Source organism: Rhodobacter sp. SGA-6-6 (assembly GCF_011043545.1).
Lineage (GTDB): Bacteria > Pseudomonadota > Alphaproteobacteria > Rhodobacterales > Rhodobacteraceae > Pseudogemmobacter.
On the sequence record NZ_JAAKGP010000006.1, the window covers coordinates 176,381 to 189,845 of the forward strand.

General features: G+C 69.7%; 18 protein-coding genes. 12 read left to right on the plus strand and 6 right to left on the minus strand.

What is annotated here, in order from left to right:
- The first annotated feature begins 302 nt into the window (after positions 1–302).
- The 4 genes from hflK to G5B31_RS13170 all read left to right on the plus strand — a co-directional run bounded on the left by hflK (position 303) and on the right by G5B31_RS13170 (position 4,493).
- On the plus strand, positions 303–1,472 hold the full coding sequence (gene hflK / locus G5B31_RS13155; RefSeq protein WP_165018376.1) for an FtsH protease activity modulator HflK: 1,170 nt from the start codon (positions 303–305) through the stop codon (positions 1,470–1,472).
- Positions 1,472–2,383 (plus strand): protease modulator HflC, encoded by a 912-nt coding sequence (gene hflC, locus G5B31_RS13160; protein ID WP_165018378.1) that lies wholly within the window; start codon positions 1,472–1,474, stop codon positions 2,381–2,383. Before hflK ends, hflC begins: the two co-directional genes overlap by 1 nt.
- On the plus strand, positions 2,380–2,574 hold the full coding sequence (locus G5B31_RS13165) for a DUF2065 domain-containing protein (RefSeq protein WP_165018380.1): 195 nt from the start codon (positions 2,380–2,382) through the stop codon (positions 2,572–2,574). Before hflC ends, G5B31_RS13165 begins: the two co-directional genes overlap by 4 nt.
- A gap of 377 nt (positions 2,575–2,951) precedes the next feature.
- Positions 2,952–4,493 (plus strand): DegQ family serine endoprotease, encoded by a 1,542-nt coding sequence (locus G5B31_RS13170; RefSeq protein WP_394352131.1) that lies wholly within the window; start codon positions 2,952–2,954, stop codon positions 4,491–4,493.
- A gap of 109 nt (positions 4,494–4,602) precedes the next feature.
- Here G5B31_RS13170 and G5B31_RS13175 read toward each other — a convergent pair whose 3' ends face one another.
- A complete protein-coding gene (locus G5B31_RS13175; RefSeq protein WP_165018384.1) occupies positions 4,603–5,136 on the minus strand; it encodes a peptidoglycan-binding domain-containing protein in 534 nt (177 codons plus the stop codon).
- Positions 5,137–5,335: 199 nt separating this feature from the next.
- Here G5B31_RS13175 and G5B31_RS13180 point away from each other — a divergent pair, with 199 nt between their 5' ends.
- On the plus strand, positions 5,336–5,659 hold the full coding sequence (locus G5B31_RS13180; protein WP_165018386.1) for a 2Fe-2S iron-sulfur cluster-binding protein: 324 nt from the start codon (positions 5,336–5,338) through the stop codon (positions 5,657–5,659).
- A 45-nt stretch (positions 5,660–5,704) separates the two neighbouring features.
- Here G5B31_RS13180 and G5B31_RS13185 read toward each other — a convergent pair whose 3' ends face one another.
- The 3 genes from G5B31_RS13185 to G5B31_RS13195 are packed head-to-tail and all read right to left on the minus strand — an operon-like array spanning position 5,705 to position 7,712.
- A complete protein-coding gene (locus tag G5B31_RS13185) occupies positions 5,705–6,118 on the minus strand; it encodes a hypothetical protein (protein ID WP_165018388.1) in 414 nt (137 codons plus the stop codon).
- Positions 6,108–6,500: a bleomycin resistance protein gene (locus tag G5B31_RS13190; protein ID WP_165018390.1), complete on the minus strand. Its 393-nt coding sequence runs from the start codon at positions 6,498–6,500 to the stop codon at positions 6,108–6,110. Before G5B31_RS13190 ends, G5B31_RS13185 begins: the two co-directional genes overlap by 11 nt.
- Positions 6,501–6,509: 9 nt before the next feature.
- A complete protein-coding gene (locus tag G5B31_RS13195; RefSeq protein WP_165018391.1) occupies positions 6,510–7,712 on the minus strand; it encodes a pyridoxal phosphate-dependent aminotransferase in 1,203 nt (400 codons plus the stop codon).
- Between the two features lie 97 nt (positions 7,713–7,809).
- Between G5B31_RS13195 and G5B31_RS13200 the strand changes: the two genes are divergently transcribed.
- The 3 genes from G5B31_RS13200 to G5B31_RS13210 all read left to right on the plus strand — a co-directional run bounded on the left by G5B31_RS13200 (position 7,810) and on the right by G5B31_RS13210 (position 9,069).
- Positions 7,810–8,199, plus strand: coding sequence for a helix-turn-helix domain-containing protein (locus tag G5B31_RS13200; protein ID WP_165018393.1), 390 nt, complete (start codon positions 7,810–7,812; stop codon positions 8,197–8,199).
- The gene (locus G5B31_RS13205; protein WP_165018395.1) at positions 8,196–8,459 is read left to right on the plus strand and encodes a succinate dehydrogenase assembly factor 2; all 264 of its coding nucleotides are present in this window, start codon (positions 8,196–8,198) and stop codon (positions 8,457–8,459) included. Before G5B31_RS13200 ends, G5B31_RS13205 begins: the two co-directional genes overlap by 4 nt.
- A 112-nt stretch (positions 8,460–8,571) precedes the next feature.
- The gene (locus tag G5B31_RS13210) at positions 8,572–9,069 is read left to right on the plus strand and encodes a MarR family winged helix-turn-helix transcriptional regulator (RefSeq protein WP_165018397.1); all 498 of its coding nucleotides are present in this window, start codon (positions 8,572–8,574) and stop codon (positions 9,067–9,069) included.
- Between the two features lie 268 nt (positions 9,070–9,337).
- Here G5B31_RS13210 and G5B31_RS13215 read toward each other — a convergent pair whose 3' ends face one another.
- Together G5B31_RS13215 and G5B31_RS13220 are read right to left on the minus strand one after the other, a co-directional pair.
- Positions 9,338–9,784 carry a DUF1178 family protein gene (locus G5B31_RS13215; protein ID WP_165018399.1) on the minus strand — a complete coding sequence of 149 codons (447 nt, stop codon included), beginning with the start codon at positions 9,782–9,784 and terminating at the stop codon, positions 9,338–9,340.
- Positions 9,785–9,871: 87 nt separating this feature from the next.
- Complete coding sequence (locus G5B31_RS13220; protein ID WP_165018401.1) at positions 9,872–10,324, minus strand: NUDIX hydrolase; 453 nt, start codon at positions 10,322–10,324, stop codon at positions 9,872–9,874.
- Between the two features lie 252 nt (positions 10,325–10,576).
- On the opposite strand from G5B31_RS13220, the gene G5B31_RS13225 reads away from it, so the two are divergent.
- From G5B31_RS13225 to G5B31_RS13240, 4 genes are read left to right on the plus strand one after another with little or no spacing between them, the layout of a single operon-like run.
- Positions 10,577–11,092: a glutathione peroxidase gene (locus G5B31_RS13225; protein WP_165018403.1), complete on the plus strand. Its 516-nt coding sequence runs from the start codon at positions 10,577–10,579 to the stop codon at positions 11,090–11,092.
- Positions 11,093–11,103: 11 nt separating this feature from the next.
- The gene (gene thpR, locus G5B31_RS13230) at positions 11,104–11,643 is read left to right on the plus strand and encodes an RNA 2',3'-cyclic phosphodiesterase (protein ID WP_165018405.1); all 540 of its coding nucleotides are present in this window, start codon (positions 11,104–11,106) and stop codon (positions 11,641–11,643) included.
- 46 nt (positions 11,644–11,689) lie between these two features.
- The gene (locus G5B31_RS13235; protein WP_205911933.1) at positions 11,690–12,742 is read left to right on the plus strand and encodes an N-acetylneuraminate synthase family protein; all 1,053 of its coding nucleotides are present in this window, start codon (positions 11,690–11,692) and stop codon (positions 12,740–12,742) included.
- Positions 12,739–13,458 (plus strand): class I SAM-dependent methyltransferase, encoded by a 720-nt coding sequence (locus G5B31_RS13240; RefSeq protein ID WP_165018407.1) that lies wholly within the window; start codon positions 12,739–12,741, stop codon positions 13,456–13,458. Before G5B31_RS13235 ends, G5B31_RS13240 begins: the two co-directional genes overlap by 4 nt.
- Positions 13,459–13,465 lie beyond the last annotated feature (7 nt).

Here is a 13,465-nt window from a genome sequence, read left to right on the forward strand (position 1 = left end):
CCCCCGGCGGGCGCTACTCGCCCGCCGGGTCGGGCGCTGGCCTATGTGGTCTCGGGCTGACAGGTCTACAGGGGGAACCCGCCCCCTCGGGCGGGGGCGAGGCAGCGCCTCGCCTTTTCCCGCCCGCCGCCCCCGCGCCCGTCCCTCGGTTGCGGCCCCCGCCGATCCGGCCTAGGGTAGCTGCGGTGCGGCAAAGCGGCCCGGACCGCCCGCGGGGGCGGCTTCCGGGGCGGTTTGCGCTTGAATTCGCCGTGCGGATGCACAGGTTAGACGGAACGTAGGAACAGAGAGGAACAGGCCACATGGCAGGAGGTCCCTGGGGGGGCGGCGGAGGCGGCGGGCGCGGGCCCGACGACGAGGACCGCCGTGACGACGACGGGCGGCGCGGCGGCGGGCGGCGGCCCGGCGAAGGCCCGCAGATCCCCGAGATCGACGAGATCATGCGCAAGGGGCAGGAACAGCTGCGGGTGCTGATGGGCGGCCGCGGCCGCGGCGGCCAGAACGGCGGCGGCGGCCCGCGCGGGCCCTCCACCGGACCGATCTTCACCAGACAGGGCCTTCTCCTGGGCGCGCTGGCGCTGGTCGCCGGCTGGGCCTTCATGTCCTTCTACTCGGTCCGGCCCGAGGAACGCTCGGTCGAGCTGACGCTCGGCCGCGCCTCGGGCATCGGCGAGTCGGGTCTGAACTTCGCCCCCTGGCCGATCGTGACCTACGAGAAGGTGCAGGTCACCGGCGAGCGCACCACCGACATCGGCAGCGCCGACGGCAACACCGGCGCGCTGATGCTGACGCGCGACCAGAACATCGTCGACATCGGCTTCCAGGTGCAGTGGAACGTCTCGGACCCCGAGGCCTATCTCTTCAACCTCGCCGACCCCGAGGAGACCATCCGCGCCGTCAGCGAAAGCGCCATGCGCGACATCATCGCCCGGTCGGAACTGTCGCCGATCCTCAACCGCGAGCGCGGCGCCATCGCGGCGGACCTGCGCACCGCGGTGCAGGCGACGCTGGACCAGTATAACGCCGGCATCCAGGTGATCCGGGTCAACCTGCGGCGGGCGCAGCCCCCCGCGGACGTGGCCGCCGCCTTCCGCGCGGTGCAGGACGCCCAGCAGGAACGCGACCGGCTGGAGAAGGAGGCCGACGGCTACGCCAACCGCGTCACCGCCGGCGCCCGCGGCGAGGCCGCGCGTCTGGTCGAGGAGGCCGAGGCCTACCGCGCCCAGGCGATCAACAGCGCCGAGGGCGAGGCCGCGCGCTTCAATTCGGTCTATGCCGAATATGTCAAGGCGCCCGAGATCACCCGCAAGCGGCTGTATCTGGAGGCGATGGAAACCGTGCTTGGCGGAGTGGACAAGGTGATCCTCGATGGCGTGACCGGCGAGGGGGGCGTGCTGCCCTACCTGCCGCTTGACCGGCTGGGCGGCCGCGCTCCGGCGCAGGCTCCGGCAGCGACCGGGGGGGCCAACTGATGCGTCCGATCTACATCCTTCCCGTCCTCTTCATCCTGCTGGTGCTGTTCCTGTCCTCGGTCTTCATCGTCGACGAAAGGAAGAAGGCGCTGGTCCTGCAGTTCGGCGAGATCATGCAGGAGAAGGAAACCCCCGGCCTCGGCTGGAAGATCCCCTTCATCCAGGAGGTGGTCTATTACGAGGACCGCATCCTCGGCCTGCAGACCGCGCCGATCGAGGTGACGCTTCTGGGCGAGCGCCGGCTGGTCGTCGACGCCTTCGCCCGCTGGCGGATCACCGACCTGAAGGCCTTCCGCCAGGCCACCGGCGCCGGCGGCGAGGAACGGGCGCAGGTGCTGCTGGGCAACATCCTGCAACAGGCAATCCCCGAGGTGCTGGGCAAGACCACCCAGGACCGGGTGCTGAGCCAGGACCGCACCGGGCTGATGAACGACATCCGCGACATCGCCCGCCGCGAGGCCGAGGCGCTTGGCGTGACCGTCATCGACGTGCGGCTGACCCGCACCGACCTGCCCGAGCAGAACCTGAACGCCACCTACGCCCGGATGCGGGCCGAGCGCGAGCGCGAGGCGGCGGACGAGGTGGCGCGCGGCGGCGAGGCGGCGCAGAGGGTGCGCGCGGCGGCCGACCGGACCGTGGTCGAGGAGACCTCGAAGGCGCGGCGGACGGCCGAGACCATCCGCGGCGAGGCCGATGCCGAGCGGAACCGCATCCTGGCCGAGGCCTATGGCCAGGACCCCGAGTTCTTCGCCTTCATGCGCTCGATGGATGCCTACCGCAAGGCGCTGCGGGGCGAGAATTCCACCATCGTCATGCAGCCCGACAGCGAGTTCTTCGACTATCTGAACAGCGAGGCCGGGGCAGCCGGGGCAGCTCCCGCGGCCCCGACAGCCGCGCCCGCGGCGCCGTGACCTGGGTGCTGCTGGCCCTCGGGCTGGTGCTTGCGGTGGAGGGGCTGGCGCTTGCGCTGGCCCCTTCGCGCATGGAGGAGGCGCTGCGGCTGCTTGCGGAGATGGGACCGGAGCGGCGGCGGATGCTGGGCCTGGCCAGTCTGGCGCTCGGCGTGGCGCTGTGCTGGCTGGCGCGGGGGCTGGCGGGGTAGGGGGATGCGCTTCCGCGGTCCCAGCCCTCCAAAGTTACCATGGCGAAGGCCACCGCCTTCGCCACAGCGCAACGCTTCCCCCTGTCCCGGCCGGGACCATAAGTCCCGGCCAGCGCCCGCCCGCCCCTCGGCGGGCGCTTCTCGCCCGCCCGGTCGGGCGCTGGCCTCTCGGGGTTCAGAGTGACTGCCGTCTCCGGGTGCAACCGCCGCGCACGGGCGGGGGCGAGGCAGTGCCTCGCCTTTTCCCGCCCGGCTGGCTTTCGCCAAACATACCTTCCACCGTCCTCCGCCACCCCCGGATGACAAATGCCTTCACGAGGCATTGATTCCGCGCGACGGGGTTTGCATTGCCTCCGGCTTTGCCCGATTGTTCTGTCATGCCCAAGGCGCCGGCGGGGTCCAGGCCCCCGCGCGCCATGACGGACGATAGAGGAGTTCGACCCGTGCCCGCAGTCCTTTCCCCCCCCGACCGCGCCTGCCACCGCCCCCGCCGCCGCGGCGCGGCCTCGGTGGCCTCCGCCCTCGCGCTGGCGGCCGGCCTTGCGCTGGCGGCGCCCGCCGCCCCTGTGCTTGCCTACGGCGCCCCCGAAAGCTTTGCCGAACTGGCCGAGAAGATCAGCCCGGCGGTGGTGAACATCACCACCTCTTCCATCGTCTCCGGCCCCGCCACCGGCGGCCCGATGGTGCCGGAGGGCAGCCCGTTCGAGGATTTCTTCAACCAGTTCGACGACCCGAACGGCGCGCCGCAGCGCTCCGAGGCGCTCGGCTCCGGCTTCGTGATCAGCGAGGACGGCTATATCGTCACCAACAACCACGTCATCGAGGGCGCCGACGAGATCATGATCGAGTTCTTCGGCGGCGAGAAGCTGCCGGCGAAGCTGATCGGCACCGACCCCAAGACCGACATCGCGCTTTTGAAGGTGGAGGCGGCGAAGCCGCTGCCCTTCGTCAGCTTCGGCAATTCCGACCTGATGCGGGTGGGCGACTGGGTGGTGGCCATGGGCAACCCGCTGGGGCAGGGCTTCTCGGTCTCGGCCGGGATCGTCTCGGCCCGCAACCGCGAACTCTCCGGCACCTATGACGACTACCTGCAGACCGACGCCGCCATCAACCGCGGCAACTCGGGCGGGCCGCTGTTCAACATGGACGGGCAGGTGATCGGGGTGAACACCGCGATCCTGTCGCCCAACGGCGGCTCGATCGGCATCGGCTTCTCGATGGCCTCGAACGTGGTGACCAAGGTCGTCGACCAGCTGAAGGAATTCGGCGAGACCCGGCGCGGCTGGCTGGGCGTGCGCATCCAGGACGTGACGCCCGACATCGCCGAGTCGATGGGCCTGACCGAGGCCAAGGGCGCGCTGGTCACCGACGTGCCGGACGGGCCGTCGAAGGCCGCGGGTATCGTCGCGGGCGACGTGATCACCATGTTCAACGGCCAGCCGGTCGGCGATGCCGGCGACCTGACCCGCCGCGTGGCCGACGCCCCGGTGGGCGAGGCGGTGCCGGTGGTGATCCTGCGCGACGGCAAGACCGAGACGCTGCAGGTCACGCTCGGCCGCCGCGAGGAAGCCGAGGCGCAGACGCTGCCGGCCTCGGGCGCGACGCCGGATGAGCCGAAGCAGATGGACATGCTGGGCCTGACCCTGCAGCCGCTGACCCCCGAGATCCGCAAGCAACTCGGCCTGCAACCGGGCGACGAGGGGCTGGTGGTCAGCCAGGTCGATCCGTCCTCCGAAGCCTATGTGAAGGGCCTGCGCGAGGGCGATGTGATCACCGAGGCCGGCCAGCAGCGGGTGACGCGGCTGAAGGACCTGCAGGACCGGGTGCAGGAGGCGCGCGACGCCGGGCGCAAATCGCTGCTGCTGCTGATCCGCCGCGGCGGCGACCCGCGCTTCGTGGCGCTGTCGGTCGAGGAATAGGCCCCCTCACAGGGCAGGGGCGGGCGGCGGGGCGACCTGCCGCCCGTTTGCCGTTGCAGGCGGATTTCGCGCGAAATCCGCTGCGATTTCCGCGCGGAAATCGCTTTGCCTACAGCCGCGCGGGGTCCGCCGCCACGATCCCCAGTTCGCGCGCCGCGGCCAGCGACAGGTGGTCGCTGTCCAGCCCCCGGCTGCTCTGGTAGCGGCGGATCGCGTCGCGGGTGGGGCCGTCCAGCACCCCGGTCAGCGGCAGCAGGTAGAAGCCGCGCGCCTTCAGCGCCCGTTGCAGCGTGGCGATGAACTCGGGCGTCATCTCGGCCGGGCAAGGGGCACGGAACCAGACCGTGGCGCGGTCCGAGACGATGCGCTGGCGGGTCTCGGTGCCGTAGACCGCCGGGATCGGGGTGCCGTCCGGGCCGGGCCGCTCGGGCTCCAGCAGCACCTGCTCGGTGACGGTCTCGATCACCGCCGGGCGGATGTCGGCCTGCCAGCAGGCGCCCTTCGGGCCGGGCGGCGGCCCCGGCTCCTTGCGGACGATCAGGTCGGCCGAGAAATCGCCGCGGCCGGGGGGCTGCGCCGACGGATCGACGCAGCCGGCCAGCGCCAGCGCCAGAAGGACTGCGGGGAAGGCTCGCTCGTTCATCTGCCCGTGCCGGAGCGGCGGTTGCGCCCGGTCTGCCGCCGGGCCTGTCAGGGCGGGACCATAGCGCGGATGGCGCGGCGCGGGAACCCGGGGCCTGCGGCGCGGCCGCGGGGCGTGGCTTTCGGGGCACGGGCCCCTCTGGCAAACCCCCGCGATTTGGCCTATGTCGCGGGGGAAGCAAGGGTTCCCGAGGCAAGCGATGGCGAAGATCACCTACGTCGAACACAGCGGCAAGCGGCACGAGGTCGAGGTTGCGAACGGCCTGACCGTGATGGAAGGCGCCCGCGACAACGGCATCCCGGGGATCGAGGCTGATTGCGGCGGCGCCTGCGCCTGTTCCACCTGCCATGTCTATGTCGACCCGGCCTGGGTGGAGAAGCTGCCGAAGAAGGACAGCATGGAAGAGGACATGCTCGACTTCGCCTGGAACCCCGATCCGGTGCGCTCGCGCCTGACCTGCCAGATCAAGGTGACGCCGGATCTGGACGGGCTGGTGGTGCAGATGCCGGAGAAACAGATCTGAGACACCCGGCATAAGGGCACGATTTTTCGGCGAAAAATCGGATCCCTATTCCGCCGCCTCGCCCTTCGTCAGCCGCTCGGCCTTCTTGCGCACCAGCACCAAGCGCAGGTCGTGCATCGCCAGCAGCAGCGTGTCGGTCACTTCCTCCAGCTGCGCCTCCGAGGCCCGCGACTGCACCCATTGCGCGGTCAGGTTCAGGTGGTCCACCGTGCGCAGGATGTCGTCCACGTCCCGCGCCTCCAGGAGCGCGCGGCGCTTGGCCAGCCAGTCCCCGATCACCTTCAGGTCTTCGGGCGTCAGCTTCACCTCGCCATGCGGCTTGATGTTGCCGTTCTTGACGTTGACGGTGGCGATCTCTTCCAGCTCGATCCGGCGCTGGCGGTTCTCGGTGTCCACCCGGAACACCGCGGCGCCGTTCTCGCGGATGCGGAAGTAGTAGTCCGGCAGCTCAGCCGACATCTGGCACCTCGCCGGCGTCGCGGTTGTCGATCACCCGCAGGAGAGAGCCGTCCGGGTCCACCAGCGCGAACATCCGCGGCGCGCCTGCGTGCTTGAAGAAGCCGGTCAGTCGGGGGATCGCCTTGTGGTCCGCGGGCAAGCCCGAGGTTTCGCGCCATTCGGCCAGCAGCGCGTCGGGGTCGTCGATCCGGATGCAGGCCGAGAACCAGCTGGACCAGGGGTCCACCCCGGGATGCGGGAAGAACTCCAGCACCAGCCCGCCGCGGCGCAGGATCATCCAGCCCTCGTCGCGGAAGGTCTCGGCGAACCCCAGGGCGCCGTAAAAGGCCGAGGTCGCCGCGAAGTCGCGGGCGGGCAGGTTGGCGGTGATCCGGTCGGCCATGGTCCCCCTTCAGACGAGCGCGGCGCAGAACCGCTGGATGCGGGCGCAGGCCTCGCGCAACACCTCGTCGGAAGTAGCGTAGCTGACGCGGAAGTTCGGCGAAACCCCGAAGGCCGCGCCGAAGACCACGGCGACCCCGGTTTCTTCCAGCAGCGCGGTGGCGAAAACCTCGTCGTTGGAGATGACGGTGCCCGAGGGCGTGGCCTTGCCGATGCAGCCCGAGATGTCGGGATAGACGTAGAAGGCGCCCTCCGGCCGCGGGCAGCGGATGCCGGGGGCCTGGCTCAGCATCGACACCACTAGGTCGCGGCGGCCCTGGAACACCCGGCGCCAGTCGGCCAGGAAGTCCTGCGGACCGCTCAGCGCCTCCAGCGCGGCGTGCTGGCTGACCGAGCAGGGGTTCGAGGTCGATTGCGACTGGATCGTCCCCATCGCCTTGATCAGCGCCACCGGCCCGCCGGCATAGCCGATCCGCCAGCCGGTCATCGCATAGGCCTTGGAGACGCCGTTGCAGGTCAGCGTGCGGTCGTAGAGCCCGGGCTCCACCTGCGCCGGGGTGCAGAACCGGAAATCGTCGAAGACCAGGTGCTCATACATGTCGTCCGACATCACCCAGACATGGGGATGGCGCATCAGCACATCGGTCAGCGCCTTCAACTCGTCGCGGCTGTAGCCCGCCCCGGTGGGGTTCGAGGGCGAGTTGAAGATGAACCACTTGGTCTTCGGCGTGATCGCGGCTTCCAGCTGCGCGGGCGTCAGCTTGAAATCGGTCTCGATGCCGCAGGTGATGCAGACCGGCGTGCCCCCGGCCAGCAGCACCATGTCGGGGTAGCTGACCCAGTAGGGCGCCGGGATGATCACCTCGTCGCCCGGATTGCAGGTCGCCATTAGCGCGTTGTAGAGGATCTGCTTGCCCCCGGTGCCGACGCTGATCTGCTGCGGCGTATAGGTCAGCCCGTTCTCCTTCAGGAACTTGGCGCAGATCGCCGCCTTCAATTCCGGGATGCCGTCCACCGCGGTATAGCGGGTGCGGCCGGCGTCGATGGCGCGCTTCGCCGCCTCGCGGATATGCTCCGGCGTGTCGAAATCCGGCTCGCCGGCGCCGAGGCCGATCACGTCCTTGCCCGCCGCCTTCAGCGCCTGCGCCTTGGTGGTGACGGCGATGGTGGGCGAGGGCTTCACGCGGGAAAGCGTGTCGGAGAGAAGGGCCATGGGCGGAACTCCGGCAGGGCTGTTTGTCATTTCCGGCCGCAGGTCTTAGGCTTGCCGCCCCGTTCATACAAGCGATATCGAGAGAAGGAGAGGCCGGATGGCGGAAAGCGGCAAGTGGTTCGCGGCGGATGTGGCGACTTTCGGAGACCGGCTGGCCGGCGCGCGCGAGGCGGCCGGGCTGACGCAGGAAGAGATGGCGCAGCGGCTGGGCGTGCGGCTCACCACGGTGCAGGCCTGGGAGGAAGACATGGCCGAACCCAGGGGCAACCGGCTGCAGATGCTGGCCGGGATGCTGAACGTCTCGCTGACCTGGCTCCTGACGGCCGAGGGCGACGGGCTGGACACCCCGGCGGATGGCGGCGCGCGCGGCGCGGCGGAGGCGCTGGCCGAGCTGCGGCGCCTGCGTGCCCGTGCCGCAGGGCTTGCGGAAGACCTGGCGCGGGTGGAAAAGCAGCTTCTGGACGCGATGCAGAGAGAGGTCGCATGACGGGCGAGACGGCGGAGGCGCGGCTGAAGCGGATGCGGATGCGCAGCTGGCGGCGCGGCACCAAGGAGATGGACATCGTGCTCGGCCCCTTCGCCGACGCCCGCCTTGCCGCGATGGACGCGGCGGGGCTGGCGCTCTACGACCGGCTGCTGGAAGAGAACGACCAGGACCTGATGGCCTGGCTGCTGGGGCAGGTGCCCACGCCGGACTGGGCGGCGGGGCTCCTGGCCGAGATCGCCGCCTTCGCCCGCGCCCGCTGAGGACGGGCGCCGAGGATTTGCCGCGCATTTGCGGCAAAACCGGCGCGGGTTTACCGGATGTTTGGGCTTTGCGCCGATTCTCCCCCCGTTCCCAACGAGGTGGAGTTTCACGATGTCGGTTCACCAGCCCCTTCTCGATGGTTCGCAGAAAGCGTTCCTTGCCTGCTATCTGGAAAACCTGTCGCTGGTGGAACGCCTGCACAGGCTGCTGCTCGACGTGATCAAGGACGAATTCGAGCGGTTGCAGATCCTGGAGATCAACCCGGTCCAGGCGCTGCTGCTGTTCAACATCGGCGAGAACGAGGTGACCGCCGGAGAACTGAAATCGCGCGGCTACTACCAGGGCTCGAACGTCAGCTACAACCTGAAGAAGCTGGTAGACCTCGGCTACATGCACCACCAGCGGTCCGAGATCGACCGCCGCTCGGTCCGGGTGAAACTGACCGAGAAGGGCCGCCGGGTCCGCAGCCACCTGGCCGGGCTGTTCGCCCGCCACGCCGAGGCGATCGAACGGCGGGCGCTGGTCGGCCTGAACGGCATGGACGAGATCAACGTGGCGCTGAAACGGATGGAGCGGTTCTGGACCGAACAGATCCGGTATATCTACTGACCTGTCGGAAAGCGCAGCCGCGCAGGCGCGCGGCTGCAAACCTTTCCTCTCGCCTCTGCGCGCAAGCGCGCAACCGGCTCGGACGCGCCTCCGGCGGGGATATTTGAGTCCAGAAAGAGGAGGAAGGTCCGCTCCTCTTTCTGGATGAAAAATATCCTCAGGGGGTTTGGGGGCAGAATGCCCCCATCAGTCGACGGCAGCCCCAAGCGACTCCGCCGGCCACAACGATAAAGGCTTGCGGCGGCAGCCGCGCCTTCGGATCCCGCCCTCAGTTCGCCTTCCGGCTGGGCAGGAAGGGCAGGGGGGCGACGGGGACGCCCTCTTCCAGCAGTTTCCGCGCCTCCTCCGGCCTGGCCTCGCCGTAGATCGACCGTTCCGGCGCCTCGCCCTCGTGCATCGCCCTCGCCTCGGCGACGAAGTTCATGCCGACATATTCGGAATTGGCCTCCACCCGGCGGCGGATTTCGGCCAGCGCCTCCTCCAGTTCCGAGGCCGGGGCGGTCAGGCCCGGCTTCCCGGCCGCGACCGCCTGCGCCGCCTCGGCCTTGCGGGCCGGGGTGACCGAGGGCGCCATCAGCCCCTTCTCCACCGCCGTGTCGCCGCAGACCGGGCAGGCCAGCTGTCCGGCGCGGGCCAGCGCGTCGAAGGCATCGGCGTTCTGGAACCAGCTGTCGAAGCCGTGTCCCTTGCCGCAATGGAGGCTGTAGCGGATCATCCGGGTTTTCCCTCCCGCCGGGCCGGCGGGGATACCTGCAACCTAAGCCTTGCCGCGCCGGGTTCAAGCCCCGGCCCCGGCCCGTCCTCAGCCGGAGGCGGCGCGCTTCGTCGGCTTGCGCCCGTCCTCGACCGGGGGCGCGAAGGACAGGATCAGCTGCCGCAGTTCCGGCTCGTCCACCTTCTTCGCCGCCTTCTCCGGCCGGAACCACTTGCGCCGCCGCTCGCCCTTCTCGGGGTAGCGGTCGGTCAGCCGGTCCACTTTCAGCGCGAAGACCTCGACCACGCAGGGGATCGCCCGGCCCTCGTCCAGCCCCTTGCGATAGGCGAAATAGCCGAGCGCCTGTTCCTCCGGCCGGCCCTCGATCCCGGCCTCTTCCCAGGCCTCGCGCGCGGCCGATCCCGCCGCGGTCAACCCCTGCACCAGCCAGCCCTTGGGGATGATCCAGCGCCCGGTGTCGCGGCTGGTGATCAGGAGCACCTCGTGCCCCGAGCCATGCGGCCGCCAGCACAGCGCGCCGATCTGGTTGCGCGCCGCCATGCCGCAAGGCCCCTCGGCGATTGCCGATCTGAGAACTTTGTCCTGCTTGCCCATGTCTTGCCCGCGACCCTGCCCGCATTCCGGCCCCGCATTCGCGGTGGCCCTGCCTTGACTGGACAGATAATCATGCTTTGGCGAAAAGTCATAGGCCGGGTGGCGAATTTCCGCCCCTTGCGGCCATTCGGGCACGGAATTCCCCACCCTTGCCTGCGGTTCGGTGGCATTCTGGGACGAAAGCGGGAGGGCAAGGCGATGCGCAACACTGTTCTGGCGGCTTTCATCCTGGCAGTCTCGGCCGCGCCCGCCTGGGCGGGGTTCAGCTTCTCTTCCATCGACGGCGGCGACATCGCGCTGGACGACTGGGCGGGCAAGCCGGTGCTGGTGGTCAACACCGCCTCGCTCTGCGGCTTCGCGCCCCAGTTCGAGGAGTTGCAGGCGCTGCATGAGACTTACGGCTCGCGCGGGCTGCTGGTGCTGGCGGTGCCCTCGAACGACTTCCGGCAGGAGCTGGGGTCGGAGGCCGAGGTGAAGGACTATTGCGCGACGAATTTCGACCTGACCCTGCCGATGACCACGATCTCCCATGTCCGCGGCCCCGAGGCGCATCCGTTCTACCAGTGGATGAAGGCCGAGCAGGGGTTCGAGCCGGGCTGGAACTTCAACAAGGTGCTGCTCGGGCCGAAGGGAGAGGTGGCCGGCACTTGGGGCGCCGCGGTCAGCCCCTCGGGCCCGGCGATCACCGGGGCGATCGAGGCGCTGCTGCCGTAAGGGGCGGGGCGATGATCCGCGCCTTCCTCGGGCTGGACCTGCCCGGCGACATCCGCTCGGCCCTTGCGGTGCAGCAGTTCCTGCTGCCGCTGCCGCGCCGGGTGGACCCGGCGCTGATGCACCTGACGCTGGTCTTCCTGGGCGAGGTGCCGGAGCCGGCGCTGGAGGCCGCGCATGAGGGCTTCGCGGCGCTGAAGGTCGCGCCTTTCCCGCTGGCCTTGCAGGGCCTCGGCCTGTTCGGCGGCACCCGGCCCAAGGTCGCCTGGGCCGGGGTGGCCCCGTCCGAGCCGCTGATGCGCCTCCAGTCCAGGGCCGAGCACGCCGCCCGCCAGGCCGGCCTCGCGCCCGAGCATCGCCGCTTCGCACCGCACGTCACCCTCGGCCGCTTCCCGCCGCCTGCCTTCGCGCAGGCCGCGGCGCTGGAGCGCGCGGTGGCGGAGACGCCCTTCGCCGCCGGGCCGTGGCAGGTGCAGGACATGGTGCTGTGGCAAAGCCACCTGTCCCCGAAGGGCCCGCGCTACGAGGAACTCGCCCGCTACCCGTTTTCTTGACAACGCCCGCGGCCTTCGCCATCCCGGGGCCAAAGGAGCGCCACCCATGCCCCCACTGCTGCAAAACGAAATCACCATCGCCGGCCGCAAGATCGGCCCTGCCCATCCGCCGCTGGTCATCGCCGAGATCGGCATCAACCACGGCGGCGACCTTGCCGTGGCGAAAGAGATGGTCCGCCTGGCTGCCGGCGCCGGCTGCGAGATGGTGAAGCACCAGACCCATATCATCGAAGACGAGATGACCGAGGAGGCGAAGTCGATCTTCCCCCCCAATGCCGATGTCTCGATCTGGCATGTGATGGAACGCTGCGCCCTGTCCTTGGACGAAGAGGCGGAACTGAAGCGCTACACCGAATCCCTCGGCATGATCTGGATCTCCACCCCCTTCTCGCGGGCGGCGGCGGATTATCTGGAGGGTCTGGACGTGCCGGCCTACAAGATCGGCAGCGGCGAGGCCGACAACCTGCCGCTGATCCGCCACATCGCCCGCAAGGGCAAGCCGGTGATCCTGTCGACCGGGATGCAGACCATCGACACCCTCCGCGCCTCGGTCGACATCCTCGACGCCGCCGGGGTGCCCTATGCGCTCTTGGAATGCACCAACCTCTACCCCAGCCCGCCGGAGATCGTCTCGCTGCGGGGCGTGACCGATCTGCGCGAGGCTTTCCCGAAGGCGGTGGTCGGCTTCTCCGACCATTCCATCGGCCCGGAGATGGCGTTGGCCTCGGTCGCCCTCGGCGCCGCGATCCTGGAGCGGCACTACACCGACAGCCGCTACCGCAAGGGCCCGGACATCATCAACTCGATGGACCCGGCGGAGCTGCGCTTCCTTGTGGACCGCTCGCGGGAGATCTGGATCGCTGCGAACAACCCCAAGAGCCGCAGCGCCCCCGAGGAAGACGTCTACCGCTTCGCCCGCGGCTCGGTGGTGGCCGACGCCGACCTGCCGGAGGGCCATGTGATCCGGGAAGAGGACATCTGGGCGCGACGGCCGGGCTCGGGCGAGATCGCGGCCTATGATTTCGACAAGGTGGTGGGGAAGCGGCTGCTGCGGGCGGTGACGCGGAACACGCAGTTGAAGTGGGGGGATCTGGGGTGACGGCGCGCAGGCTGGAAGGCTGGCACCGCCATGACGTGCTGCGTCTTCTCGACGGGAGGACGGGTCTGGTCGGGGTGGAACTCGGGGTGGCGGCCGGAGAATTCTCGCGCCGGATGACCGCCTCCGGGCAGTTTTCCACCTTCTTCGGCGTGGACATGTATGCCGACACCCATGACGTTGCCCAATACAAGGAGGCGCTGCTGCGTGTCGGGCTGATCGGCCCCTACAAGCTGCTGCGGATGACCTTTGCCGAGGCCTGGGACCTGTTCCCCGACGAAAGCCTGGATTTCATCTATATCGACGGCTACGCCCATACCGGCCAGGAAGGCGGCGAGACGATCTGGCAATGGGCGCGCAAGGTCAGGGTCGGCGGGCTGATCGCCGGCGACGACTATCATCCCGACTGGCCCATGGTCATGGAGGCGGTGGAGGCCTTCGCGGCGCAGACCGGCTTCGATCTGTGCTGCACGACCGAGGTCGAGGACAGCGTGAACTACGCCGGCCATCCCAGCTGGGCGATGGTCAAGACGGCCCCGACTGCCGGAGAGCCCCCGGCCGACCTGCTGGCGCGCGGCAAGGCCGCTGCCGCCCGGGTGGCGGCAAAGCGACGGACGGGCAAGAAACTGGGAGACGCCCTGCGCGCGCTGGTCGGCGAGGACCGCTATGCCCGGCTCAGGGAATGGAACCGGGCGCGCCGCAAGCGTCGCAAGGGCTGAACCGACG

What these genes read in the sequence shown, in the direction of transcription:
- G5B31_RS13180 (WP_165018386.1), top strand. Translation starts at nt 5,336, where the DNA reads ATGGCGAAGATCACCTACGTCGAACACAGCGGCAAGCGGCACGAGGTC.
- G5B31_RS13190 (WP_165018390.1), bottom strand. Translation starts at nt 6,500, where the DNA reads ATGGCCGACCGGATCACCGCCAACCTGCCCGCCCGCGACTTCGCGGCG.
- G5B31_RS13220 (WP_165018401.1), bottom strand. Translation starts at nt 10,324, where the DNA reads ATGGCGGCGCGCAACCAGATCGGCGCGCTGTGCTGGCGGCCGCATGGC.
- hflC (WP_165018378.1), top strand. Translation starts at nt 1,472, where the DNA reads ATGCGTCCGATCTACATCCTTCCCGTCCTCTTCATCCTGCTGGTGCTG.
- G5B31_RS13175 (WP_165018384.1), bottom strand. Translation starts at nt 5,136, where the DNA reads ATGAACGAGCGAGCCTTCCCCGCAGTCCTTCTGGCGCTGGCGCTGGCC.
- G5B31_RS13235 (WP_205911933.1), top strand. Translation starts at nt 11,690, where the DNA reads ATGCCCCCACTGCTGCAAAACGAAATCACCATCGCCGGCCGCAAGATC.
- G5B31_RS13225 (WP_165018403.1), top strand. Translation starts at nt 10,577, where the DNA reads ATGCGCAACACTGTTCTGGCGGCTTTCATCCTGGCAGTCTCGGCCGCG.
- G5B31_RS13170 (WP_394352131.1), top strand. Translation starts at nt 2,952, where the DNA reads ATGCCCAAGGCGCCGGCGGGGTCCAGGCCCCCGCGCGCCATGACGGAC.
- G5B31_RS13185 (WP_165018388.1), bottom strand. Translation starts at nt 6,118, where the DNA reads ATGTCGGCTGAGCTGCCGGACTACTACTTCCGCATCCGCGAGAACGGC.
- G5B31_RS13195 (WP_165018391.1), bottom strand. Translation starts at nt 7,712, where the DNA reads ATGGCCCTTCTCTCCGACACGCTTTCCCGCGTGAAGCCCTCGCCCACC.
- thpR (WP_165018405.1), top strand. Translation starts at nt 11,104, where the DNA reads ATGATCCGCGCCTTCCTCGGGCTGGACCTGCCCGGCGACATCCGCTCG.
- G5B31_RS13210 (WP_165018397.1), top strand. Translation starts at nt 8,572, where the DNA reads ATGTCGGTTCACCAGCCCCTTCTCGATGGTTCGCAGAAAGCGTTCCTT.
- G5B31_RS13215 (WP_165018399.1), bottom strand. Translation starts at nt 9,784, where the DNA reads ATGATCCGCTACAGCCTCCATTGCGGCAAGGGACACGGCTTCGACAGC.
- G5B31_RS13205 (WP_165018395.1), top strand. Translation starts at nt 8,196, where the DNA reads ATGACGGGCGAGACGGCGGAGGCGCGGCTGAAGCGGATGCGGATGCGC.
- G5B31_RS13200 (WP_165018393.1), top strand. Translation starts at nt 7,810, where the DNA reads ATGGCGGAAAGCGGCAAGTGGTTCGCGGCGGATGTGGCGACTTTCGGA.
- hflK (WP_165018376.1), top strand. Translation starts at nt 303, where the DNA reads ATGGCAGGAGGTCCCTGGGGGGGCGGCGGAGGCGGCGGGCGCGGGCCC.